Origin of the sequence: Clostridium sp. (genome assembly GCF_017888565.1) — a bacterium.
Taxonomy (GTDB): domain Bacteria; phylum Bacillota; class Clostridia; order Clostridiales; family Clostridiaceae; genus Clostridium.
Window position 1 is genome coordinate 1 of the sequence record NZ_JAGHFX010000097.1, and the last position, 25,084, is coordinate 25,084.

Here is a 25,084-nt window from a genome sequence, read left to right on the forward strand (position 1 = left end):
CTATAATACACAGTATAGGGCATTAAGAAGAATTGGAGCTGATTATGGGAAAAATTTTTTGAAATTTATAAAAGATATTAAATTTCATGAAGGTATAAATTTTAAATTCACTCCAGTAAATGAGAAATTTTTAGTTACCCATGGACATCAAGCAGATCCAATTAATTCTGATTATTGGATGATATCAAGATTTCTAGTAAGATATGTATGGAAGTTTCTAAATGGATTAGCAGGATTTAATGATCCAACAAGTCCAGCTAAAAACAATAAAAAGGGAAGTAAGGTTGATAGGAAACTTGAAAAATGGACAAAAGAAAATAGTAAAATGATTCTTTGTGGACATACTCATAATAGTAGAATGCCAGGAACATTTGAACCACCATACTTTAATGATGGTTGTTGTGTTTTACCATATGCAATGACAGCCATAGAAATAGAAAGTGGAAAAATATCTCTTATAAAGTGGAGTGTGGAATCACAAGAATCAGGAGTTCTTTGGGCAAGAAGAAAAGTTATAACTGGGCCAGAAAATCTAGAAGATTACTTATTATGGGCAAGAAATGAGAGAATAAGAATGATAAATAAGGCTAAAGAAGGAACTGAAATTAAAATAGAAAATAAAAAATAAAGGAGAGATATATATGAACTCAATTGACTTACATTGTGATACTGCTAGTAGGTTATTATATGAAAATTTAAAGCTTAAGGAAAGTATTTGCAAAGTTGATATAAAAAAATTGAAGGAAGCAAAAGCATTAGCACAGGTCTTTGCACATTTTATAGAATTAAATATAGTAGATAATCCATATTTAGAATTTAAAAGAATGCATGAAGTATTAATTAAAGAATTAAAAGAAAATTATAATGATATTGAAGTAGTAACAAATTTAAAAGAGTTAGAAAGAGTAAATAATAAAGGGAAAGTAGGGGCCTTATTATCAATAGAAGAAGGTGAAGTATTAGAAGGAAAAGTTGAAAGAGTAAAAGAAGTTTATGATATGGGAATAAGATTCATAACATTAACATGGAATTTTCCAAATAGTATAGGCTATCCAAATGCAGGATATAGATATAAAGATAATGGTTTAACTGATAAAGGAAAAGAAATAGTTAATGAGATGGAGAGGATTGGAATAATACCTGATTGTTCCCACTTATCAGATGGGGGATTTTATGATCTAGTAGATATATGCAAGAAGCCTTTCATTGCAACTCATTCTAATGCAAGATATATTACTAATCATTCAAGAAATTTAACAGATGATATGATAGTTAAATTAGCTAATAAAGGTGGCGTTATGGGATTAAATTTCTGTGCACCATTTTTAGGCAAAGAAAAGGTTCCTACAATTGAATCCATGATATCACATATTAAACATATAAGGAATATTGGAGGTATAGATATACTTTCACTGGGAACAGATTTTGATGGAATTGAAAATGAAGTAGAAATTAGAAATATTGGAGAAATAGGAAAGCTTAGAGATGCTTTAATAAAAGAAAAATTTACAAATTCAGAAATTGATAAGATATTCTTTAAAAATATAAAAAGAGTAATTAAAGAATGTTTATAATATAAATTGAAAACTAGGAGAAAAAGATGGAAAACTTACAAGGGAAAATAGCCTTAGTTACAGGCGCATCACGTGGTATTGGAAAAGCAATAGCCATTGAATTAGCCAAAGAAGGGGCAACGGTGATAATAAATTATTCAAAAGATGATAAGGGTGCAGAAACTACATTAGCAGAAATAATTGCATTAGGAGGATATGGTAAGTTATATAAGTGTAATGTATCTGATTATGATATGTGTAAAGAGATGATTGACTATATTATAGAATCCTTTGGTAAAATAGATATATTAGTAAATAATGCAGGAATATCTACTATAGGGTTATTTATGGATACCTCAAAAGATGATATCGATAATGTTATGGGTGTAAATATCCTTGGAGCTATGTACTTAAGTAAACATGCACTTACGCATATGATTTCTAAAGGAAAAGGAAATATAATTAATATTTCCTCTATATGGGGGGATGTTGGTGCTTCATGTGAAGTAGTATATTCTAGTTCTAAAGGTGCAATAAACTTGTTTACTAAATCACTTGCTAAGGAAGTTGCTCCAATGGGAGTAAGGGTTAATGCAATTGCGCCAGGGGTAATTAATACAGAAATGAATTCCTTTTTATGTGAAGATGAAAAGAATGAACTAGAAGAGGAAATACCAATGGGGAGATTTGGAGAAGCTGATGAAATTGGAAAATTAGTAGCTTTTATATGTAATGATTCATGTAAGTATTTAACTGGGCAAGTAATAAAAGTCGATGGAGGACTTATTTAGAATTAATAATAGACAACAATTAAAATTTTAATTTAAAAATGTCTTTAATCAAGTAAAATCAATGGTTTAAAAGGGGGTCGCGAAACGCGACTCCTTTTACAAAATAAGATATTAACTTTTTAAGGCAATAAAGCTTACTTGAAATTGAATAAATTTTACATTAAATAGATTTCTTAGATTGAGCCTTTTACTAATAATCAGATTATCATATGTATTTTATAATTTTACTAATATAAGTTCATTTTAAATAAAAATTATATGTTAAAGTGATATTCAATATTATAAGTCAATATGGAAAATAGATAATTATTTTTTATATTTCTTATATATTTTATTAATTACTATTATAATAATTTTTATAAGTAAATAGATAAGAAATATATATATGAAACCATATAAACCATAAGCAATATCAGCAAATTCCATATTACCTCTATTTGTTAGTTTTTGTTGTATTTCGATAGCAAAAACTATAACTATCATAACTGTTAAGGTATATATAAAAGATATTGCAGTAATGCTATATTTTGCAAGTTTTTTAAAGGAAATTTGTGTTACTCCAAATATAACTATTCCGATTAAAGCCATAAATATAAAGTGAAGTTGCTTATCATTTAATGAATATCCAGCGATGCTTATAATATCTAAAACTTTATCATGTAAGTCATTAATGATGTTAGCTATTAATTTTAGTATTTCTACCATAGATATTCCCCCTAATTTGTTTTATCATTTATTATATCATTGAATATGGGAATTTACTAATTATGAACACCAAGATATCTTAAATATAGATATCTTATATATAATGTTTATTTAAAGAAGGTTTACAGAATATTATAAATTAGATATAGTTTAATTAGTTAAAAGAAAATAATTAAAGGTAGATTTTATTAAGAGATAAAAATATAGCTCTTAAAAGAGAAAGGATTTAATAATATGGGAAAAGTATTAGTGCTAGCAGAAAAACCTTCTGTTGGTAGAGATATAGCAAAGGTTCTAAAAAGTAATCAAAATAAAGGATCATATATTGAAGGAAATAAGTATGTAATAACTTGGGCATTAGGGCATTTAGTTGGGCTTCAAGATCCGGAAGGATATGATGAAAAATATAAAACTTGGAGTATGGAAACTCTTCCAATGTTACCTAAGTATATGAAGCTTTCAGTTTTAAAAAAGACATCAAAGCAATTTTATGAAGTAAAAAAGCTTTTAAATAGAACTGATATTGAAGAAATAGTAATAGCTACAGATGCTGGTAGAGAAGGTGAGCTTGTAGCAAGATGGATTATAGAAAAAGCAGGTGTTAAGAAGCCTATAAAAAGACTTTGGATATCATCTCAAACTGATAAGGCGATTTTAGATGGATTTAAAAATTTAAAGCCAGGAAGCCAGTATGAAAATTTATATAAAGCAGCAGTATGTAGAGCAGAGGCTGATTGGATAGTTGGACTTAATGCAACAAGAGCATTAACATGTAAATATAATGCACAGCTTTCAGCAGGAAGAGTACAATCTCCAACTTTAGCTATGATAGTTGATAGAGAAGATGAAATAAAGAATTTTAAACCAAAAGACTTTTATACTATATCTGCAAAAGCAAATGGAATATCACTTCAATGGGTTAATAAAGATAATAATTTGAGGATTTTTAATGAAGAAGCAGCAAATAAAATTTTAAATAATTTAAAAGGACATGATGCTAAAATAATATCTATAACAGAAACACCTAAAAAGAAGTTTTCTCCAGCTTTGTATGATTTAACAGAGCTTCAGAGGGATGCAAATAAGATATGGGGATTTTCAGCAAAGCAAACTTTATCAATAATGCAAAGACTATATGAAAATCATAAGATTTTAACATATCCAAGAACTGATTCTAGATATATATCTACAGATGTTGTTTCAACTATTCCAGAGAGATTAAAAGCAATATCTATTGGTGAATATAGAATGGCAGCTTCGGATATATTAAAAGGAAAAATAAATGCGAGTAAGAGTTTTGTAGATAACAACAAGGTTAGTGATCACCATGCTATTATACCAACAGAACAGAAGCCAAACTTAAGTAATTTAAGTTCAGAAGAAAAACATATATATGATCTTGTAGTTAAAAGATTTTTAAGCGTTTTAATGCCTCCTTTTGAATATATACAAACAAATATTAAAGCAGAAATAAATGGAGAAAGCCTTATTGCAAAGGGGCAAGTTATAAAATCAAAGGGATGGAAAGCTTTATATGATAAAGAAATAATAGATGATAATTCAAAAGAAGAGGATTTAAAAGACCAACTCCTTCCAAAGCTTAATAATGGGGATGTATTAAAGATAAACTCAGTAGATTTAAGTAAAGGTCAAACTAAGCCACCAGCTAGATTTAATGAAGGAACTCTTTTATCAGCTATGGAAAATCCACAAAAATATATCAGTGTAGATAAAGATTCTGCTAAAACATTAAATGAAACAGGTGGACTTGGAACTGTTGCAACTAGAGCAGATATAATCGAAAAATTATTTAATTCTTTTGTAATAGAAAAGAAAGGCAAAGAAATTGTACCTACATCTAAGGGGAGACAACTTATAGATTTAGTTCCAAAAGAGCTTAAATCACCATTATTGACTGCAAAGTGGGAAAAGAAATTAGATGGAATAAGCAAAGGAAAAGAAGATTCTAATTTATTTATAAAAGAAATGAGAAATTATGCTATAGCTTTAATTGAAGCTATAAAAGGAACTGATAGTAAATTTATTCATGATAATAAAACAGGTAAGAAGTGTCCTAATTGCGGCAAATATCTTTTAGAAGTAAAAGGCAAAAATGGAGTAATGAATGTTTGTCAAGATAGAGAATGTGGATATAGAGAAAGCGTAAGTAGAAATACAAATGCAAGATGCCCAGAATGTAAAAAGAAACTAGAGCTTAGGGGACAAGGTGAAGGTAAAATATATGTTTGCACAGGGGCAAATTGTAACTTTAGAGAAAAAGCATCACAATTTGAAAAGAGATTTGATAAAAATGCTAAGGTAGATAAAAAAGCAGTTAACAATATAATGAAAAAGATGAAAAAGGAAGCAGAAGAATTTAATAATAATCCTTTTGCGGCTCTTCTAGGTGAAATGAATTTAAAGAAGTAATACAATAATAAAAGCAAAAGAAATAGGTAGAAATACTTATTTCTTTTGTTTTTAATAGAAAATAATTTTTTATAATAATTTTAGAATGTTTATACAAAATAATAATATATTTGCTGAAAAATTTCTATGATAAACATAAAGTTATTTTCAGTTAAAATAAAAAACTTAACTTATGATAAAAATATAAGTACAAGGAGGGTGAAGAAGATGGAAGTGAATAAATTGGATTGCACATGTGGCAAATGTGGATATACTTTTGAGGAATTAAAAGATGAATGTTTAATAATATGTCCACACTGCAAAAAAATTAAAAAATTGCAGGATTTTAATTTAATAGAAGGTTAAATTATAAAGGATTGTATCAAAATAATTTTTGATACAATCCTTTATATTATTTCTGAATCATCAGCTTTTTTTAATGTAAATTCAAATTTAACTCCGTCAGTTGTATTATTGAGTGAATAAGAACTTTCATGTAATGTTAAAATCCTCTTTACTATTGAAAGACCTAGACCATTACTATTTTTAGAAGTTGTTCTAGCCTTATCAATCCTATAAAATTTAGTATATAAATTTTCTATTTCATCTTCAGGAATATAAGCGCCTTTATTTTCGATAGAAATATTAACTAAGTCATTATTAGGAATTACTTCTACAATAACTTCTTTTCCACCAGGAGTATATTTAAGAGCATTACTTATAAGATTTGTAATTACTTGTTCTAATTGAAATACATCTCCAATTACATAACAGTATTCAAGATTTGTTTTTAATTCTAAGCTTATATTTTTTGAAGCAAATTCTAGGGAAAAGCTTTTAATCAGCTTTTGAATAAGTCTAAGTATATTGAATTTTTCTAAAACTAAATCTATATCTCCGGATTCAAGCTTTGAAAGTTCTAACATATTAGTTACTAATTTATTCATTTTATGTGATTCATCAATTATAGTATCAAGGTAAACTAATGCATCTTCACCAGTTGCAATTCCATCTTTAAGTCCTTCTGCATATCCTTCTATTATTCCAATAGGTGTTTTTAAATCGTGAGAAACACTTGCTACAAAATCTTTCCTCATTTCTTCAAGCTTACGTTCCTTCTCGATATCTTCTTCTAATTTTTTATTCTTTTGTTTTAAATCATCTAACGCATTTTCAAGTGTAGAGGATAAAAAATTTAATGTTGTAGCAAGATTACCAATTTCATCATCAGAATTTGCTTCACATTTAATTGTAAAATCCATTGCAGACATTCTTTTTGCGACTTTATTTATATTTATTAATGGTTTAGAAATTAAATTAGCATATACAGATGATAAGAAAATAGCAATTATACTAAAACCTAAAAGCAAATATCCATAAAACTCCTTAGTTACACCAGCAGCTTCATTTATAGGTTGCATTGATGAAACAGATACAATAAGAGAATCATTTTTAGAGTATAACGACATTGGAGATAAAATACCAATTTTCTTAGAATTACTTAGTTTATTTTCAAAAATGCTAGCTTGTGGGTTACCAGAAATTAAAACTTGATTAATAAGATGTTTATCATTAATAAGCTCAGTACAAAATGCAGTTAAAACTTGAAAATCATCTGTATTTTTACCGTAATTTGGTATAAATCTGATTTTGCCATCTAAAGAAAGAATAAGAGCTTTAGAATCAGTTTCTTGTTCAAATCTAATTAATGCCTCAGTTAAAAGAGTTTCATCGGTATAGTAAGAATTTAAAGTGCTAAATTTACTAGCTTCCTTAATCATCCCTTTTACTTTTCGATTTAAATAAAAATCTTCAAAAAATAGAATTTGAAATAGCATACTAAATATTAATAAAACAAATATTAATCCAAATGTTATTAAAAATAATTTTTTTGATATGTTAAAGTTATTTTTGTGCTTCAAATCTATATCCACTTCCTCTAACTGTAACTATATAAGATGCTTTGTCTCCAAGCTTTTCTCTAAGTCTTTTTATATTTGTATCAACAGTTCTTAAATCTCCATAGTAATCTAATCCCCATACATTATCTAATATAGTATCTCTAGATAGAGCGATTCCTTCATTATCAGATAAATAGGATAAAAGTTCAAATTCTTTTGGGGAAAGATTTATAACTTCATTGTTTACCTTAACTTCATGAGATAATTTATTTATAGTTAAACCATCATATTCATTTAAACCAGAAAATGTATCTTCAGAAGTTCTTTTAAGTAAAGCTTTTACTTTTGCTATTAGTATTTTAGGTGAAAAAGGTTTGGTTATATAATCATCAGCGCCCATTTCATAACCAAACAATTTATCTTCTTCCTGACCTTTAGCAGTTAATAATATAACAGGTACTGTAGAAACCTTTCTTATCATTTCTAAAACTGTAATTCCATCGACCTTTGGCATCATTATATCTAATATAACTAGATCTATTTTATTACTAATAAAATAATTAAGGCCTTCATCTCCATCAGCTGCTTCTATAATATTAAATTTTTCTTTTAAAAAATAATCTCTTAGTAAAAATCTAATACGAGTTTCATCTTCTATTAATAAAATGTTTTTTTGCATAAAACCCTCCCTATTATGAAATCTTTAATATAATTATAAATGTCAATACTTATGAGGTAAAGATTAATTGCGTAAATTAAATAAAAAGTAATATTTACTTAACTATAAAACGAATTATATTTTAATATTAATAAATAGTATTAATATTAGAAAAGTTTTCATAAAAATAAATAAAGATAGACTTTGATTATAATTATTTTATTTGAGTATTTATAAATAGTAAGTAATTATTTGATTTAAAAAGACTAATAATGTAGATTCTTAGTTGAAACATATATATAATTATAGTATTGTATTTAGAATATAGTCATATTATATTTTTAATAATCAAGTAGTATGAAGAATGGGTGGATTAATATGTTTAAATTGAATTTTGATGTTGAAAGACATTTTTTAGATAATGGATTAGAAGTTATAACAATAAAAAAAGATACAAAAATATCAGCTATAAATGTTGGGATTAAGGTTGGATCACTTTATGAAAATATGAATGAAAAGGGAATTTCTCACTTTATAGAACATATGTTATTTAAGGGAACCAAAAAAAGAAGTTATGAAGAATTAAATGATGAGCTAGAGTTTTTAGGGGGAGAGTATAATGCATATACAGATTATACATCTACAGTATATACTATAAGCTGTTTGGAAGAGGAATTTAAAAATGCTATAGAAATTTTAGGAGATATGATTATAAATCCTTCATTTAACAAGGCAGAATTAGAGAAGGAAAGAGGCGTAATACTTGCAGAAATGAGAACTAGCAAAGATGATGTTGAAGATTTAAGCTTTAAAAGAACAAACGAAGTAGCATTTAATAAAAGTCCATTAAAATATGATGTTGCAGGTATTGAAGCAAATGTAAGAAATTATAATAGAGATGATTTGACTAATTTTTATAAGAAGCATTATATTCCAAATAACGCTTTAGTTACAGTAGTCTCTTCATATAATCATGAAGAAGCATTGAGTGAAGTAAAAAAGATTTTTGAGGGATGGAAACCTGGAGAAAAAATTAAAAAGAATGTTTTAGAAGAAAAGAATATATGTAAGTCTATAACAACAACTAAATCTAATATAGAGCAAAATACAATAGTTTATTTATATACTTTCTATAATTTAAATAGAGATTTAGAACTTCCTCTTAGAATTTTAAATCATAGATTAGGAGAAAGCTCTAATTCACTTCTATTTAGAGAAGTTAGAGAAAAAAGAGGACTTGCATATGATATTTATACGAGTATAGATATGACTAATAGTGTTAAGACTTTATATATCTATACAGCAGTTGGAGAAGAAGATTTGGATGCAGCTGTAAGAGCAATAAATGAAACAATATCTGGAGTTAAAAGCGGAAGTTTATCAATTGGTGAAAGGGATTTAGAGCTTATGAAAAAAGTTCATAAAACAGCTGTTATTTCGACTTTAGAAGATCCTTCGGAGCTATGTAATTATATGCTTCATCAAGGATTAGATGGAGAGGACTTACATGAATTTGTTAAGGATATGGAAAAGCTACATTATCTTGATATAAATAAAATTCAAGAAGTTGCTAGAGAAGTTTTAAGTAATCCAACAATTCATATATTAAAATCTTAAAATATTGGAGATAATTATGGATATTATTACAAAAATAGAGGTACAAAAGAGAAACAAAGAAAGAGTAAATATATATATCGATAATGAATATTCATTTTCTCTAAGTGCTGAATTGGTATATAAAGAAGCACTTAAAACAAATGAAAAAATTGATTTAGAAAAAATAAAATCTATTGCTAAAGAAGATGATTATATAAAATGTAAGAATGCTGCACTTAAAATAGTAGAAAAGTCATATAAGAGTGAAAAAGAGCTAAGGAATAAACTTTTATTAAAAGGATATGATAATTTAACAATTGATAAAACTTTAAATTTTTTAAAAGAATATAATTTTTTAAGTGATACAAATTATGTGAAAATGTATGTTAAAGATAGAAGTAGACTACAAGGTAAAAAGAAGATAAAATATGATCTAATAAAAAAAGGGATTAACGATAACCTTATAGAAGAAGAAATATCTAACATAGATGAAGAAGAAGAAAGAGAAGTAGCATATAATATGGCATTAAAAAAGTATAATGTTTTATCAAAAAGAGAATCTGACAAATATAAGTTATCTCAAAAGATATATAGATTTCTATTATCAAAAGGATATGATTACGATATAGTATCATATGTTGTAAAAAGAGTAACAAATACTGATGATATGTAGATTATTAAAAAGGAGAGACATTAATGGTTACATATTTAGCTTATATTTTATGTGCTATATTAATGCTTTTTTCAATAAAGGGTAGTATACAAGGGGCTTTAGAAGAAGGAAGTGCTAAGTACTCTTTAACTAGATTAATTTATTATTTTTCTATTTTTATAACATTTTTAATTATGCTTACAAATTTAGATAAGATATATTTAGCAATATTGAAGTTTGTGAGTGATAATTCTAATGTTACTTTAGTTAATAATAATTTATTTAAAGCATTAATATTAGGGATAGTTTTTTTAGCTATACAAACTATAATTTATTGGATTTTAAAATCTTTAAGTGAACCATTAACAAAAGCTTATAAATTATTATTAAGCAAAGGTAAGTTAAGAATAGTATTATTTTCATCGCTTTTTGGATTTTTAAAAGGACTCGTTATTATTTTAATAATGTTTATGGGAATAATCACCTATAATACAACCTTTGGAAGAAGTATGAAAATCAATTTGTTTAACAGTATTAATGGATATAATACTTTAGAAAGTATTATGTCCATTAATAAGCCGGTTCTATCTTATGATGATTTTAAAGAGTATATTCCGGCAAATTCCAATGTGATAGTATATTATAATGGGGTTACCTTAGAAGACGGTATTAAATCATCAAAAGAAATAGATGAAAAGGCAATTGAAATAATAGGAAATGCTAAAAGTGATAGAGAAAAGGCAAAAAGGTTATATTCATGGATAGGATCTAATATAAAATATGATTTTACAAAAGCCGAAAAGGCATTAGGACCAGAAGGTGTAACTAATAGTGGAGCAATTGAAGCTTGGAATACAAGAAGTGGAATTTGTTTTGATTATGCATGTCTTTATGTAGCAATGGCAAAATCAGTTGGCTTAGGAAGTAGAATAGTAACTGGAGATGCATTTGATGGTCAAAATTATGGACCACATGCATGGAATCAGGTGTATCTTGCAGATGAAGGGATTTGGATTAATGTTGATCCAACATTTTATTTAGCAGGAGATTACTTTGATAACAAAGACTTTAATGAAGATCATTTAAATGCTCAAATAGCAGGAGAATGGCTTTAAATATATAAATTAAAAAAGCATTATAACCTACTTAAGGTTATAATGCTTTTTTGTTTTTAGACATTATTAAATTTATTGCTTTTTCACAATCAGTATCAGAACTATCTAAAGACCAAGCTATGTTGAAATAAATTAATGCTTTTTTTATTTCTTCTTTCATTGCATAACAATATGCTAAGTTAAAGAAATATTTGCTTTCTTGCTGCATAGCAAGAGCTTTTTTTATCATTGTTATTGCTGAATCAAAATTCTTAAGTTTTATATAACAAACTCCGCAGTTGTAGTAAGAGCAAGTTGTGCTTTCATTGTTTTCAATTGCCATAGTGTAATATTCAATTGCTTTTTTATATTCCTTAAGATTATAGTATTTATTACCTTCATTAAAGTAATTCATTTTTACCCTCCAAGCGATAATTATATGTATTTAAATTATTGACAGCTGAATAAGTTAATATTCAATATATGAATTTTAAAAGAAAGTGTAGCAAAATTTAGAAATTTTTAAAGAAATTATATTGATAATAAGTGCTATTAAAAAATAAAATTCGACAAAGTTTGTAAAATTGACTTTATTTTTTTATATTTCTCTAATATAATATATTTATGTTTTTTAGTAACGGATTTTAAAGAGCAGGAGAGATGGTATGTGTAATAATAATCCTTATATATTAGTATTAGGAGCGTCAATAGTAGATATAATAGGTTTTAGTAGAAAAAAATATCATGAAAGAGACTCAATACCTGGAAATATAAAAATATCTTTAGGTGGAGTATGTAGAAACATTGCAGAAAACCTAGCAAGAGTAAATGTTAATACGGAGTTTATCTCTATTTTAGGTGGAGATGATCAAGGAAGAAATATCCTAGAAAATTCAAAGTTAATAGGATATAACATGGAACACTCATTGATTTTAGAAGATGAGTATACACCAACATACATGGCAATCTTAAATGAGAATGGAGAAATGGAATCTGCAATAGTTGATATGGACAGCTTAGATAAGATGGAAAGTTCTTTTATTGATTCTAAATCTCATATAATTGAAAATGCTGAATACACAATATTAGATTCTGATAATCCAGAACTTTTAGAGTATATTTTAACTACTTTTAAAGGTAAAACAAAATTTATTTTAGATCCAGTTTCAGCTACAAAAGCAGAGAAAATAAAACATTTAATTAAATATTTTCATACTGTAAAGCCAAATAGGTTGGAAACTGAAGTTTTATGTGGGTTTAAAATTGAAAATGATGATGATTTAAGAAGGGCAGCAGATTATTTCTTATCATTAGGAGTTGAAAATGTATTTATAAGTCTTGATGCGGATGGAATATATTATAAAAACTCTAAGGAAGAAGGAAAGATAGGAACTAGTAGTGTAGAAGTTAAAAATGTTACAGGTGCTGGTGATTCTTTTGTTGCTGGTGTTGGATATGGATATATGAATAATCTTTCTATGAAGGATACTGTTAAATATGCTATTGCTATGTCAATAGTTACAATAACTCATGAAGAAACTATTAATCCAAGTATGAGTGAAAATTTTGTTAATGAGTTTATAAAAAATATGGAATGGATTGAAGGATAATAATAATTACATATTTTCACTTTCTTTCTTAAGATTAAATAAAATAAATAAATTTCTTTTACATAACCTAAGTATATAAACTTGGAGGTGAAAGAAATGGGTAAGAAATCAAAGAATAGTCATAAGAAACATATTAATCATAATCCACAAGTGGAAAGTGTAAAAGCAGCTTTTGGAGAGCCAAAAGCAAAAGAGCATGATAAAAAAGATTTTATAATTTAGTAAATAATAAAAAGATGCTATAATATCATAGCATCTTTTTATTTATTTTATTATAAGGACAATATTGACAAAAATAATAATATATTATAAGATAACCTTACAAAATCATATTATAAAAGCAATGATAAAGAGGAGTAAGGAATACAATATATAAAGAGAATGAAGGTCATCGGCTGAAAGCCTTCTATATTAGAGTATCCTGAAGGTAGCTTTTGAGCATCTTTACTGAACTAAAGTAAGTAAAGGCGGCTTTCTTAGTCGTTAATAAATAAAGAGCTTAATATAAAAAAATTTATATTAAGAAAAAAGGTGGTACCGCGAGTCTTCGTCCTTTTGTGATGAAGGCTTTTTTTATTGCTTAAAATTAATAATCAAGATTATATAATTTTATTTTATTTCTAAATTACAAAAATGAATTTATAAATTAATTATGTGAATCTAAAGTATGAACCTTCAATTTAATACTTTATTACCATTTAGTACATATAATAAAGTTTATTAATTATCTTGATTATATAAAAATTTAATATGTAGTTAGTAAAGATTAATAAGTTATTATATGAACCTTCAAATTATATAATAGAAATAAAATTAATATCTTTATTAAGCTAGTTTTATTAATTTCAATAAAAGCAAACTTTTAGGTATCTATCTTTAATCTATATAAATAAAAAAGGAGGCAAAAAGGATGTCTGAAAAGAAAAACTTAGCAACGACATATAATCCAAAGGAATTCGAAGAAAGAATTTATAAGCTTTGGGAAGAAAAAAAATATTTCACACCAATAATCGATAAAAATAAGAAGCCTTTTTCTATAGTTATGCCACCACCAAATATAACTGGAAAGCTTCACTTAGGGCATGCGCTTGATAATACACTTCAAGATATGCTTATAAGATTTAAAAGAATGCAAGGATACTGTACTTTATGGTTACCAGGACAAGACCATGCTTCTATTGCAACTGAAGTTAAGGTTGAAAATGAACTTTTAAAAGAAGGCTTAATCAAAAAAGAAATGGGAAGAGAAGCATTCTTAGAAAAGGTTTGGGAATGGGCTGATGAGTATAGAGATACAATAAGAACTCAATTAAAGAAAATGGGAGTTTCTTGTGACTTCTCAAGAGAAGCATTTACAATGGATGAAAATTTAAATAAAGCAGTTAGAACTGTTTTTGTTAAGCTATATAACGAAGGCTTAATTTATCAAGGAAATAGAATAACTAACTGGTGTCCAAAATGTACTACAGCACTTTCAGATGCTGAAATAGAGTATGAAGAAAAAGAAGGAAGCTTCTGGCATATAAATTATCCATTAGCTGACGGTAGTGGATATTTAGAAATTGCAACTACAAGACCAGAAACTTTACTTGGAGATACAGCTGTTGCTGTTAATCCAAATGATGATAGATTTAAACATCTTATAGGAAAAACATTAAAATTACCTCTAACAGATAGAGAAATTCCTATAGTTGGTGATGATTATGTAGATATAGAATTTGGAACTGGTGCCGTAAAAATTACTCCTGCTCATGATCCAAATGACTTCCAAGTAGGTCTTAGACATAACTTACCTCAAATAAGAGTTATGGATGATAATGGTGTTATTAATGAGCTAGGTGGAAAATACCAAGGATTAGATAGATATGAAGCTAGAAAGCAAATGGTTAGCGATTTAGATGAGCAAGGTTTATTAGTTAAAGTTAAACCACATACTCATAATGTAGGTACTCATGATAGATGTGGAACTGTAGTTGAACCTATAATATCAAAACAATGGTATGTTAAAATGGAATCTTTAGCGAAACCAGCTATAGAAGCAGTAAAAAATAATGAAACTAAATTTGTTCCAGAAAGATTTGATAAAATATACTTCAATTGGATGGAAAATATTCAAGATTGGTGTATATCAAGACAATTATGGTGGGGACATAGAATCCCAGTTTGGTATTGTAATGATTGTAGAGAAATAATAGTTCAAGTAGATGCACCAGAAACTTGCCCTAAGTGTGGATCAAAACATATGCATCAAGATGAAGATGTATTAGACACTTGGTTCTCCTCAGCTTTATGGCCTTTCTCAACTTTAGGATGGCCAAATGAAACGGAAGATCTTGAATACTTCTATCCAACAAATGTATTAGTTACAGGATATGATATTATCTTCTTCTGGGTTGCAAGAATGATATTCTCAGGAATACACAATATGGATAAAACTCCATTTGATACAGTTTTAATTCATGGAATTATAAGAGACTCTCAAGGAAGAAAAATGAGTAAGTCCCTTGGTAATGGTGTTGATCCATTAGAAGTTATAGATGAATATGGAGCAGATGCTTTAAGATTTATGCTAGTAACTGGTAACTCTCCAGGAAATGATATAAGATACATTCCTGAAAGAGTTGAATCTGCTAGAAATTTTGCAAATAAGATGTGGAATGCTTCTAGATTTGTTATGATGAATCTTGATAAAGAAGTAATGGAGAAATATGCTGATTGCAAAGAATATAGTTTAGCTGATAAGTGGATTCTTTCAAGAATGAATACTTTAGTTAAAGAAGTAACTGAAAACATGGAAAAATATGAACTTGGAATTGCTCTTCAAAAGGTATATGATTTCATGTGGACTGAATTCTGCGACTGGTATATTGAATTAGTTAAAGGCGTATTATATGGCGAAGATGAAAAGCAAAAAGGTATAGTTTATAATGTTTTAAATGATGTTCTTAAAACTGGACTTAAGTTATTACATCCTGTAATGCCATTTATAACTGAAGAGATATATACTACTTTAACTGACGGCGATTCAATAGTAGTTGCAAATTGGCCAGAATATAATGAAGGCTTAAATGATGAAAAAGCTGAAAAGGATATGGACTTTATAATTGAAGCTATAAAAGGTTTAAGAAATGTAAGAGCTGAAATGAATGTTCCACCATCAAGAAAAGCTAAAGTAATTAGCTATGCTACAAGTGAAGCAAAAGATGCATTTATTTCTGGAGTTCACTATATAGAAAAGTTAGCATCTGCATCTGAAGTATCATTTATAGATGATAAAACTATGGTTCCTGAAAATGCAGTATCACTAGTTGTTAAAGGTGGAGAATTATTTATGCCGCTTTTAGATTTGGTAGATAAGGAAAAGGAACTTGAAAGATTAAATAAAGAAAAGAAAAAGTTAGAAGGCGAAGTAGAAAGAATAGATAAAAAGTTATCTAATCAAGGATTCGTAGCTAAAGCACCACAAGCTGTAATTGATGGTGAAAAAGAAAAGAGAGAAAAATATCAAGAAATGCTTAATGCAGTTTTAGTTAGAATAGATACTTTAAAATAGAATATATTATTTTTTAATATTAAAATAATATTCATTGCTATACAACATTAAAAGAATTTATTTTATTATTAAAGAAAATTTTTGTTTCTAATTTAGAGTATTTGGTTTATAATATTTAAGATAAAAGATTTAATAAGATAAAAGGCATTAAAGGCTCTAGCTTAAGCTAGGGCCTTTAGTGTTTTTAAAACATTTGTAATATAGTATTAGCTAAAGTACTACTTGGATCTTTTTCAATAACTTCTTCAGCAATTTTTATTGCATCATAAGTTTTTATAAAGTTATTTGGAAGAGTTGAAAAAATAAGAAACCACTCCTTATATTTAAGTTCATCTTTATATTTTAATGCTTTATTAATATGATTAAATGCTAAATTTTCATATGATAAAGGTGTTAGGATAATAAAAATAAAGTAAGACATTAAATAATGAGCATATGCTAGCTCATCATAAAGATTTTCATTTTCAAAATAATTTATCTTATTAATTAACCAAAAATAAAAATTTGTTTGCATATAGTAATCGTAAGATTTAAGTTCTATCAACTTTTCTTCATCTATTTCAAAAATAGATATTTTATCTAAATTTAACTTCAATGCTTCATTTAAATTGTTCATAATAAGCTCCTTCTTTAGGTTTTATATTTATTATTGTAAAGTACCTTAATATAAAATTCAATTAATAAAAAGTAATAAACTAAGATGCTATATTGACAAAAAAATTTAAAAGTGATAAAAGTAGGATAATTAAGAGTTATTACATAATTAAAAACTTATAATTTATAATGAATTCAAAAGCTTGTTAAAGTAGTTTTAAAGAAATGCAAATTTGACATTATACATTAAATGAATTGAATTATTTATAATTATGAAAAAATAGGAGATATAAAAATGAGAAATTTTAATATATGGTGGCAGCCATTTAAATCCTTAGGTGAAAAGAGTTTTATAAGAAATTTAATTATAAGTTTATTAGTATTATTTTATTTGATATTTATACCAGTAGTAATGATAAATAAAATAAATATAGCAAATAGATTTTTAATAAGTATTACAATTATAATAAATGTTTTACTTATTATAATTGGATATTTTTTAGGTAAAAAGTTATGGGAAAAAGGCGAAAGCATTAAATAAATATTAAGTATAGAAAGAGTGGAGTACTTATGACAGGATGGATAATTTATAATGGAACATTAAATATTCCTAAAATAAATAAGCTTGTAAAATCTTTGATAACTGAAGGAAAAAAGTTAAATATAAGGTTAGAGGCAGTTAAAAATACGGAGATAATACCTACATATAATAATGAAGGAAAAGCTGAGCTTTTATATTTAAAAGAGCTTGAAAGCCCAAAATTTATTATATTTTGGGACAAAGATGTATTATTAGCAAGGCACTTAGAAAAGATGGGATTTAAGGTCTTTAATTCAAGTAAAGCCATTGAATATTGCGATCATAAGGGGTTAATGCATTTAGAACTTTCTAATAATGATATACAAATGCCAAGAACAATATTATCACCAATGATTTTTGATTATTTACTAAATAGTGAAGATTATTTAATAAAATGTTATGAGGAACTTGGCAAAGAAATAATAATAAAGGAATCAAAGGGTTCTTTTGGTATGCAGGTTTATTTAATAAAAGATAAAGAAGAGTTTATTAAAAAGGTTACAGAATTAAATAAAAGAAATGTAGACTTTATTATGCAAGAAAATATAAAAAGTAGTTATGGAAAAGATATAAGAGTAAATATCATAGGGAATAAAGTGATAGGGGCTATGCTTAGGGAGTCTGATAAAGACTTTAGAGCTAATATATCTCAAGGTGGAAAAGGTAAATTAATAAACTTAACAACAGAACAAGAAGAGATTGCATTAAAAGCTCATAAGGTATTAGGTTTAGATTTTTCAGGCGTAGATTTATTATTTGGTGAAGATAATAAACCTATATTATGTGAAGTGAATTCCAATTTAAATTTTTTAAGCTTTGAAGAGCTTTGGGGAAAAAGTTTTGGAGCAGAAATATTAAAATATATATTAGAGGAATGTTTATGATAAAAGGGTTAGTTATTTATGATGAAATAGATGTAGAAAAAAATAAAAGCTATATAAATTGGTTAATAGAAGATGGAATAAAATACAATTTGGATTTGGAACTTATATTAACAAAAGATATAGATTACAAAATTGTAAATTCAAAATATAAATTTGCTATAAATAGATCTAGAGATTTTAAAATAACTTATAATTTAGAATCAATAGGCTTAAGAGTTTTTAATAAATTTAAATTTTGTAGGCTTGGAAATGATAAATTAGAAGCATATAATTTTATGGAAACTTTAGATATTAAATATCCAAAGATTTATAGATGTATTGAAGAGTTAAATAGTAATAAAAAGATAATAGAAAAACCTAAAAATGGACATGGTGGAATAGGTATAAATATATTAAAATATTTTAATTCTGTAGATTTTAATAAAAATGTTTATCAAGAGTTTATTGAAGATTATGTTGGAGATATAAGATTTTATATTATAAATAACAATATAGTAAATTCAGTAATTAGGATTCCTAAAGAGGATAATATTTTATCTAATTTTACAAGAGGTGGCGAGGTTAAATTATTTGAATATTCATCTTTGCAAAAAGAAATATTAGATAAAATACTAAATAATATAGACATAGATTTTGGTGGGATTGATTTCTTACTTTTAGGAAATGGTGAAATATTATTCAATGAATTTGAAGATGCAGTTGGAAGTAGGATGTTAAGTCATTTAGGAGTAAATAATACTATGGAATTATTTTTAGAACATATAAGAAACAGTGTTAAAGGAATGAAATAAATATGAAAGATTTAAAAGCATTAAAATATTTAGAGGAGCTAAGAGTATTAGGTTCAAATTATGGGTTGGAGCGTACAGAAAGATTATTAGAATTACTTGGAGATCCACATAAAAAATTAAAGCTTATACATATAGCAGGAACAAATGGAAAGGGATCAACATCATCTATATTAGGTAAAGTTTTAATTGAACATGGGTATAAAGTAGGATTTTTTAATTCACCATATTTAGAAGAAATAGAAGAAACAATAAGAATAAATGATGATAATATACCTGAAGAAGACTTAGTATATTTATTAGATGAAATAAAGCCATATGTTAATAAAGTAGTAGAAGAAGGATATAAGCATCCAACTGAATTTGAAGTATTAACATGTATTATGTTTTTATATTTGTGCAGAAAAAAAGTTGATTTTGGATTAATAGAAGTAGGCCTTGGAGGAAGACTAGATTCAACAAATGTTATTACACCAATTTTATCAATAATAACTTCTATAAGCTTAGATCATACAAATATTTTAGGAAACACAGTAGAAGAAATAACTAATGAAAAAGCTGGGATAATAAAAGAATCTATTCCAGTTATAACATGTAAGCAAAAGGATGAAGCTATTAATATTATTAAAAGTAAAGCATTATTAATGAAATCTAAATTAACTATTGCAGATTTAAATGATTTTAGTTTATTGGAAATAGTAAATGATGATATTCCTTATCAAAGGGTTTCAATAAATTTTAATAATAATAAACATGACGTAGATTTATCTCTCCTTGGCAAACACCAAATAATTAATTTATCTTTAGCAATTAAAGCATTGGAAGAACTTCAAAATTTAAATTATATAAATGTTAACATTAATAAATTATATAAAGGCGTAAAAAGTGTTAAGTGGAAAGGAAGACTTGAAGTATTGAGGAAAGCTCCATATGTAGTAATTGATGGAGCTCATAATATTGCAGGTATAGTATTTCTTAAAAGTAACATAGAGGAGTATTTTAAATATAAAAATATATATTTAATACTTGGAATTTTATCAGATAAAAATGTTGAAGAAATGGTTAAAATAATAGCTCCATTAGCTGCTGAAGTTTATACAGTAACTGCAAATTCAATAAGAGCAACTAGCTCAAATGAATTAAAGGAAGTGGTATTTAAATATAATAATAATTGTGTTGCTTTTGATGATTATGATAAAGCAATAAATATAGCATTAAGTAAAGCAAATAAAAATGATTTAATAGTTGCATCTGGTTCACTTTATATGATAGGAGAAATAAGAAAGAAATTTAACAATATATAAGGATATTTGTAGATTTTTATTAAGAATAATGTCAGATAACATAATCATTGCATATTTTATATTGAGGTGATTAATATGAAAATAGTGTTAGATTATGGACACTGTTTGTCAGGACCTGATACTGGAGCATCGGGAAATGGGTATAGAGAAGAAGTTTGTACAAGAGAAATTGGAAAAAAGGTTAGAGCTAAATTAGAGAGTTTAGGACATTCTGTTGTTGTTGTATCACCAGATTATGCTTTAAGCGTATCTGAGAGTTTAAGAATTAGAGTTTCTTCAGCTAATTCAGCAGCAGCAGATATTTCAGTATCAATTCATTTAAATGCAGGTGGGGGACGAGGGGCTGAAATTTATACAAAAGGTGGCTCTATTCTTGTAGAAGCATCTAATATTTTAAGAGAAATGAATGCTATAGGATATATAAACAGAGGAATAAAAAATGGTAGTGAACTAGCTGTAGTTGGAGGAATAAGAACTAAATCAATGCTAGTAGAGTGTTGTTTTATTGATTCTAGTGATATGAATATTTATAATCCTGAAAGAATCGCAACTGCTATAGTAAAAGGATTAGTTGGTCAGGAAGTATCAACACCAAATGAACCAGAAACACCAGTATATCCACCAACAACTACCCCTGGTACAGACAGATATTTAAATTTAAATAAATCAGTTAATAGTTGGAGAGTATACCCTTTAAATAAAGCACCTATTATAGGAAATGAAGTAGGATTTTTAGCACCATCAACTTATGGAGGACTATCATATAAAATATTAGGAAATCCACAAAGTAATGTATATACTATAAATACACAAACCTTTGGAAGCGTAAATATATATGCTCCTAGTGATAATGATAGTTCAATTACTACTAATGCTTTATATGGCGATAGCACAGGGGTTTTACCAGGAACACCAGGATCATCTGGAGGTTCATCATCAAGTAAAAGGTATTTGAATTTAAATAAATCAGTTGTTACTTGGAGGGTATATTCATTAAATAGAGCACCTGTTATAGGAAATGAAGTAGGATTTTTAGCACCATCAAGATATGGAGGATTATCTTATGAAATCTTAGGAAATCCACAAAGTGATGTTTATACAATAAACACTGAAACCTTTGGAAGAGTAAATATATATGCTCCAAGAGACAATGACAGCAGTATTACAAATAATCCAATATATTAGATAAATTTTAGTGTAATTAGTAAAATTAATTCTACTAATTACACTTTCTTTATATTTTGCAAAGCAAGATAGTGAAAAATGGAAGAGTTAAGGATTTTTCACCTTAATTTTTTCATTTTTTAATTACTTCATTAAAAATAAATTGATTCGCAATTTATAACTATGAGGAAAGAGTGAATAATATATGATGAAGAGTAAAAATTATTTTATTTTTGATAACAAATGTAACAATAATGATAATTTGAAGTGAAAATGTTTATTTGTTTTTAGAAATATGATAGTATTTTATTAATCATAAATTAAGGAGGCTTTTAACAGATGGCAAAGCATTTACACATAATGGCTGATGAAGGAGCTATAGCAGAAACAGTATTATTACCAGGAGATCCATTAAGAGCTAAGTTTATAGCTGAAAATTATTTAGAAAATCCTGTTTGTTATAATGAAGTTAGAGGAATGTATGGTTATACTGGTACATATAAAGGTAAAAGAATATCTGTACAAGGAACAGGAATGGGATTACCATCACATTCTATATATGTAAATGAACTAATTCAATTTTATGGAGCAAAAAGACTTATTAGAATTGGATCAGCAGGATCTATGAATGAAGATGTTAATGTAAGAGATATAGTTTTAGCACAAAGTGCTTCAACAAACTCAGCAATAAATAAAAGAAGATTTCAAGGTATGGATTATGCGCCAACAGCAAACTTTGATCTTTTATTAGAAGCATACAATAAAGGAAAAGAAAAAGGATTAAATATTAAAGTTGGTAATGTTTTATCTTCAGATTTATTCTATGATGATACTAATGTAGGAATAAAGTTATGGGCTGATTATGGCTGTTTAGCTGTAGAAATGGAATCAGCAGAGCTTTATACACTAGCAGCAAAATTTGGAGTAGAAGCATTATCTATTCTTACAATTTCTGACCACATATTTAAAGGAATAGAAACTAGCCCTGAAGAAAGACAAAAAAGCTTTACTGATATGATGGAAATAGCTTTAGAACTAGCAAAATAATTATTTGTAATTTAAGTGAAGACAGTAGATAATTATTCTACTGTCTTTGTTAATATAAAAAATTAACTAATATGTAATAATAAATAAATATATTTTGGATTATAAGTTTTAAATATGATAAATAATAATAGAGATACTATGTTATTTACTAATATATAGATTATTAAAAATATAAATTTAAAATTTACAACATAGTAAGAAGGAAGGTGATTAATTTGATTGATATATCACTATTAGGATGTGGTGGAGGAATGCCTATGCCAAATAGAAATTTATCTTCACTGTTTATAAACTATAAAGGAAGAAAAATACTAATAGATTGTGGTGAAGGTACACAGGTAGCAATAAGAAGAATGGGACTTGGATTTAAGGCAATAGATTTAATACTTATAACTCATTGTCATGGTGATCATATTGTTGGACTTCCAGGACTTCTTTCGACTATAGGGAATAGTGGAAGAGAGCATCCTTTAACTATAATTGGACCAATAGGAATTACAAATGTAGTAAATAGTCTTAGAGTAATTGCTCCTTATTTACCTTATGATTTAAATATAATAGAAAATCCTAATGAATTATATTTTAATGTAAATAAAGATTTAATCGAATTAGATACAAGTGAAAAAAGTGATTTGATATTAAGATCCATAGAACTTGAACATTCATCTACTTGCTTGGGGTATAATTTTTATTTTAAAAGAAAAAGAAAGTTTGATATAGATAAAGCTACTAAAAATAACGTACCTAAGATATTGTGGAACAAATTACAAAAGGAAGATGAAATAATTTATAATGAGTTTAAATATGACTATACAATGGTTTTAGGAGAAGAAAGAAAAGGAATTAAAGTAAGCTTTATTACAGATACAAGACCAATAAATAGTATTGCAAGCTTCATAAAAAATAGTGATTTATTCATATGTGAAGGTACTTATGGAGATGATAAAGATATAGAAAAGGCTATAAAAAATAAACATATGACTTTCAGAGAAGCAGCAGGTTTAGCGAAAAATGGTAATGTGTGTGAAATGCTTTTAACACATTTTAGCCCAGCTATGTTAAATCCAAATGAGTATTTAGAAAATGCTACTGAAGTTTTTAGTGATGTAATAATTGGAGAAGATGAAATAACAAAAACCTTAAAGTTCAAAGAATAATATTTAAACTTTAAGGTTTTGATAAATTTAATTACTTGAAGCAGCAGCGGCAGCGGCTGCAGATGTTGCAGCAGTTGCTGCTGCTATTTGCATTATAATAACTATATTTAAAGATATATTGTTAGTTGTCTCTATTAATTTTTCTTTGATTAAAGAATTAGTATCTTCTATAGATTCTAATGATAGTAAAGAAGCTATAATCATATTTCTCACATCTCGGCCTAAAGTAAAGCTTCCAAATCCACGTTGTTTCTTTAATGAATTACTTATTGAATTTAAGTCAGTAGCAAATTTTTCATAATCAGCATTAGTAAGAGCTGCAACTCCTAAAATTGGTAAAGAATAGCCTTTTAATGGAACAGATTGATTTCTTAAAACTTTATCCAATAAAATAACTTTATTACATTTTTCCTGGGGTAATCCTTCAAAAAGTGATAGTATATGAGATAAAGCTTGAAGATTATTTCCACTATAAAAACCATTATTTCTTAAAATATTATAACATTCCTCCATATCCAAAAATGTTTGCTCTAAGTTATTGGAAGTTGTTGCAATAAGAGCTGCAGCGCAAATATCATCCTGGCCAGTTAAAAATAAATGATTTTTTTTCATAGTATCATAAGCTTTTCTAGTATTTTTAACTATTAAATCAATATCATTTGTATTTTTGTAATTGTATATTATTTGAGAAGCTAAAACCAAAAACTGATTGTTGAAGAAATGATTCTTCAACTTGCTATATATAATCATAATATCATTAAAGCTTTCTTCTGGATTAGTTTGCATAGATAAATTAACGGCAGTAGTTAAAAGGTTATTTCCCCTAAAGTTAGAAAAGATAGAAGAATTACCTCTTATTATATCTATACAGTTATTAATCTTTTCTACATTTGCGGTAATATTTCTTAATGTTAAATTTAGCGCATTACATCTCTTAAATGTACCCATACCAAAAGTGGATTTTACATTTTCTAAGTTATTACTATTATTGATTAGTAACTCAATTTTATTTTCTATCATAAATTTTCATTCCTCTCAAAATTA

At 26.7% G+C, this 25,084-nt stretch carries 23 protein-coding genes, 1 pseudogene and 1 other annotated feature; of the genes and pseudogenes, 18 read left to right on the forward strand and 6 right to left on the reverse strand.

Features of this window, described 5'->3' with window-relative positions:
• The 3 genes and pseudogenes from J7M87_RS18715 to J7M87_RS18725 form a co-directional block, all read left to right on the forward strand.
• A pseudogene (locus tag J7M87_RS18715) lies at positions 1-628 on the forward strand (serine/threonine protein phosphatase); the annotation flags it as partial.
• A gap of 13 nt (positions 629-641) precedes the next feature.
• Positions 642-1,574, forward strand: coding sequence for a dipeptidase (locus J7M87_RS18720; RefSeq protein WP_291653491.1), 933 nt, complete (start codon positions 642-644; stop codon positions 1,572-1,574).
• 26 nt (positions 1,575-1,600) lie between these two features.
• On the forward strand, positions 1,601-2,344 hold the full coding sequence (locus J7M87_RS18725; protein ID WP_291653493.1) for an SDR family oxidoreductase: 744 nt from the start codon (positions 1,601-1,603) through the stop codon (positions 2,342-2,344).
• A 306-nt stretch (positions 2,345-2,650) separates the two neighbouring features.
• Here the strand turns inward: J7M87_RS18725 and J7M87_RS18730 are convergent, their stop codons facing one another.
• Positions 2,651-3,049 (reverse strand): hypothetical protein, encoded by a 399-nt coding sequence (locus tag J7M87_RS18730; protein ID WP_291653495.1) that lies wholly within the window; start codon positions 3,047-3,049, stop codon positions 2,651-2,653.
• A 234-nt stretch (positions 3,050-3,283) separates the two neighbouring features.
• Between J7M87_RS18730 and J7M87_RS18735 the strand changes: the two genes are divergently transcribed.
• Positions 3,284-5,479 (forward strand): DNA topoisomerase III, encoded by a 2,196-nt coding sequence (locus J7M87_RS18735; protein ID WP_291653497.1) that lies wholly within the window; start codon positions 3,284-3,286, stop codon positions 5,477-5,479.
• A gap of 207 nt (positions 5,480-5,686) precedes the next feature.
• Positions 5,687-5,824, forward strand: a complete 138-nt coding sequence (locus tag J7M87_RS18740; RefSeq protein ID WP_291653499.1) for a hypothetical protein — start codon at positions 5,687-5,689, stop codon at positions 5,822-5,824.
• Positions 5,825-5,865: 41 nt separating this feature from the next.
• Here J7M87_RS18740 and J7M87_RS18745 read toward each other — a convergent pair whose 3' ends face one another.
• Both J7M87_RS18745 and J7M87_RS18750 read right to left on the reverse strand, forming a co-directional pair.
• Positions 5,866-7,380 carry a HAMP domain-containing sensor histidine kinase gene (locus J7M87_RS18745; protein ID WP_291653501.1) on the reverse strand — a complete coding sequence of 505 codons (1,515 nt, stop codon included), beginning with the start codon at positions 7,378-7,380 and terminating at the stop codon, positions 5,866-5,868.
• Positions 7,364-8,038, reverse strand: a complete 675-nt coding sequence (locus tag J7M87_RS18750; protein WP_291653503.1) for a response regulator transcription factor — start codon at positions 8,036-8,038, stop codon at positions 7,364-7,366. The genes J7M87_RS18745 and J7M87_RS18750 overlap by 17 nt, the downstream gene beginning before the upstream one ends.
• A 357-nt stretch (positions 8,039-8,395) precedes the next feature.
• On the opposite strand from J7M87_RS18750, the gene J7M87_RS18755 reads away from it, so the two are divergent.
• Genes J7M87_RS18755 through J7M87_RS18765 form a run of 3 tightly spaced genes read left to right on the forward strand, consistent with a single transcriptional unit; the run spans position 8,396 to position 11,380 of the window.
• Entirely contained in the window at positions 8,396-9,634 is a 1,239-nt protein-coding gene (locus J7M87_RS18755; RefSeq protein ID WP_291653505.1) for a pitrilysin family protein, read from the forward strand.
• Positions 9,635-9,650: 16 nt separating this feature from the next.
• Positions 9,651-10,286: a recombination regulator RecX gene (gene recX, locus J7M87_RS18760; RefSeq protein ID WP_291653507.1), complete on the forward strand. Its 636-nt coding sequence runs from the start codon at positions 9,651-9,653 to the stop codon at positions 10,284-10,286.
• Positions 10,287-10,309: 23 nt separating this feature from the next.
• Entirely contained in the window at positions 10,310-11,380 is a 1,071-nt protein-coding gene (locus J7M87_RS18765; RefSeq protein WP_291653509.1) for a transglutaminase-like domain-containing protein, read from the forward strand.
• A gap of 37 nt (positions 11,381-11,417) precedes the next feature.
• On the opposite strand, the gene J7M87_RS18770 is transcribed toward J7M87_RS18765, so the two are convergent.
• Positions 11,418-11,774: a tetratricopeptide repeat protein gene (locus J7M87_RS18770; protein ID WP_291653512.1), complete on the reverse strand. Its 357-nt coding sequence runs from the start codon at positions 11,772-11,774 to the stop codon at positions 11,418-11,420.
• Between the two features lie 250 nt (positions 11,775-12,024).
• On the opposite strand from J7M87_RS18770, the gene J7M87_RS18775 reads away from it, so the two are divergent.
• From J7M87_RS18775 to J7M87_RS18785, 3 genes are all read left to right on the forward strand, one after another.
• Entirely contained in the window at positions 12,025-12,969 is a 945-nt protein-coding gene (locus tag J7M87_RS18775) for a carbohydrate kinase family protein (RefSeq protein ID WP_291653514.1), read from the forward strand.
• 96 nt (positions 12,970-13,065) lie between these two features.
• A complete protein-coding gene (locus J7M87_RS18780; protein WP_008679326.1) occupies positions 13,066-13,191 on the forward strand; it encodes a CPC_1213 family protein in 126 nt (41 codons plus the stop codon).
• A gap of 112 nt (positions 13,192-13,303) precedes the next feature.
• Positions 13,304-13,527, forward strand: a binding site (T-box leader).
• Positions 13,528-13,879: 352 nt separating this feature from the next.
• Positions 13,880-16,522 carry a valine--tRNA ligase gene (locus tag J7M87_RS18785; protein WP_291653518.1) on the forward strand — a complete coding sequence of 881 codons (2,643 nt, stop codon included), beginning with the start codon at positions 13,880-13,882 and terminating at the stop codon, positions 16,520-16,522.
• A gap of 184 nt (positions 16,523-16,706) precedes the next feature.
• Here the strand turns inward: J7M87_RS18785 and J7M87_RS18790 are convergent, their stop codons facing one another.
• Positions 16,707-17,138 carry a hypothetical protein gene (locus tag J7M87_RS18790; RefSeq protein WP_291653521.1) on the reverse strand — a complete coding sequence of 144 codons (432 nt, stop codon included), beginning with the start codon at positions 17,136-17,138 and terminating at the stop codon, positions 16,707-16,709.
• A 273-nt stretch (positions 17,139-17,411) separates the two neighbouring features.
• Between J7M87_RS18790 and J7M87_RS18795 the strand changes: the two genes are divergently transcribed.
• The 7 genes from J7M87_RS18795 to J7M87_RS18825 all read left to right on the forward strand — a co-directional run bounded on the left by J7M87_RS18795 (position 17,412) and on the right by J7M87_RS18825 (position 24,040).
• Positions 17,412-17,657, forward strand: a complete 246-nt coding sequence (locus tag J7M87_RS18795; protein WP_291653523.1) for a hypothetical protein — start codon at positions 17,412-17,414, stop codon at positions 17,655-17,657.
• Between the two features lie 29 nt (positions 17,658-17,686).
• The gene (locus J7M87_RS18800) at positions 17,687-18,580 is read left to right on the forward strand and encodes a RimK family alpha-L-glutamate ligase (protein WP_291653525.1); all 894 of its coding nucleotides are present in this window, start codon (positions 17,687-17,689) and stop codon (positions 18,578-18,580) included.
• Positions 18,577-19,371, forward strand: a complete 795-nt coding sequence (locus J7M87_RS18805; RefSeq protein WP_291653527.1) for an ATP-grasp domain-containing protein — start codon at positions 18,577-18,579, stop codon at positions 19,369-19,371. The genes J7M87_RS18800 and J7M87_RS18805 overlap by 4 nt, the downstream gene beginning before the upstream one ends.
• 2 nt (positions 19,372-19,373) lie before the next feature.
• Positions 19,374-20,672 (forward strand): folylpolyglutamate synthase/dihydrofolate synthase family protein, encoded by a 1,299-nt coding sequence (locus tag J7M87_RS18810; RefSeq protein WP_291653529.1) that lies wholly within the window; start codon positions 19,374-19,376, stop codon positions 20,670-20,672.
• Between the two features lie 75 nt (positions 20,673-20,747).
• Positions 20,748-21,857 (forward strand): N-acetylmuramoyl-L-alanine amidase, encoded by a 1,110-nt coding sequence (locus J7M87_RS18815; RefSeq protein WP_291653531.1) that lies wholly within the window; start codon positions 20,748-20,750, stop codon positions 21,855-21,857.
• Positions 21,858-22,175: 318 nt separating this feature from the next.
• A complete protein-coding gene (gene deoD / locus J7M87_RS18820; protein ID WP_291653533.1) occupies positions 22,176-22,883 on the forward strand; it encodes a purine-nucleoside phosphorylase in 708 nt (235 codons plus the stop codon).
• Between the two features lie 215 nt (positions 22,884-23,098).
• Complete coding sequence (locus tag J7M87_RS18825; protein WP_291653535.1) at positions 23,099-24,040, forward strand: ribonuclease Z; 942 nt, start codon at positions 23,099-23,101, stop codon at positions 24,038-24,040.
• 27 nt (positions 24,041-24,067) lie between these two features.
• Here J7M87_RS18825 and J7M87_RS18830 read toward each other — a convergent pair whose 3' ends face one another.
• A complete protein-coding gene (locus J7M87_RS18830) occupies positions 24,068-25,060 on the reverse strand; it encodes a DUF4003 family protein (protein WP_291653537.1) in 993 nt (330 codons plus the stop codon).
• Positions 25,061-25,084: the final 24 nt, after the last annotated feature.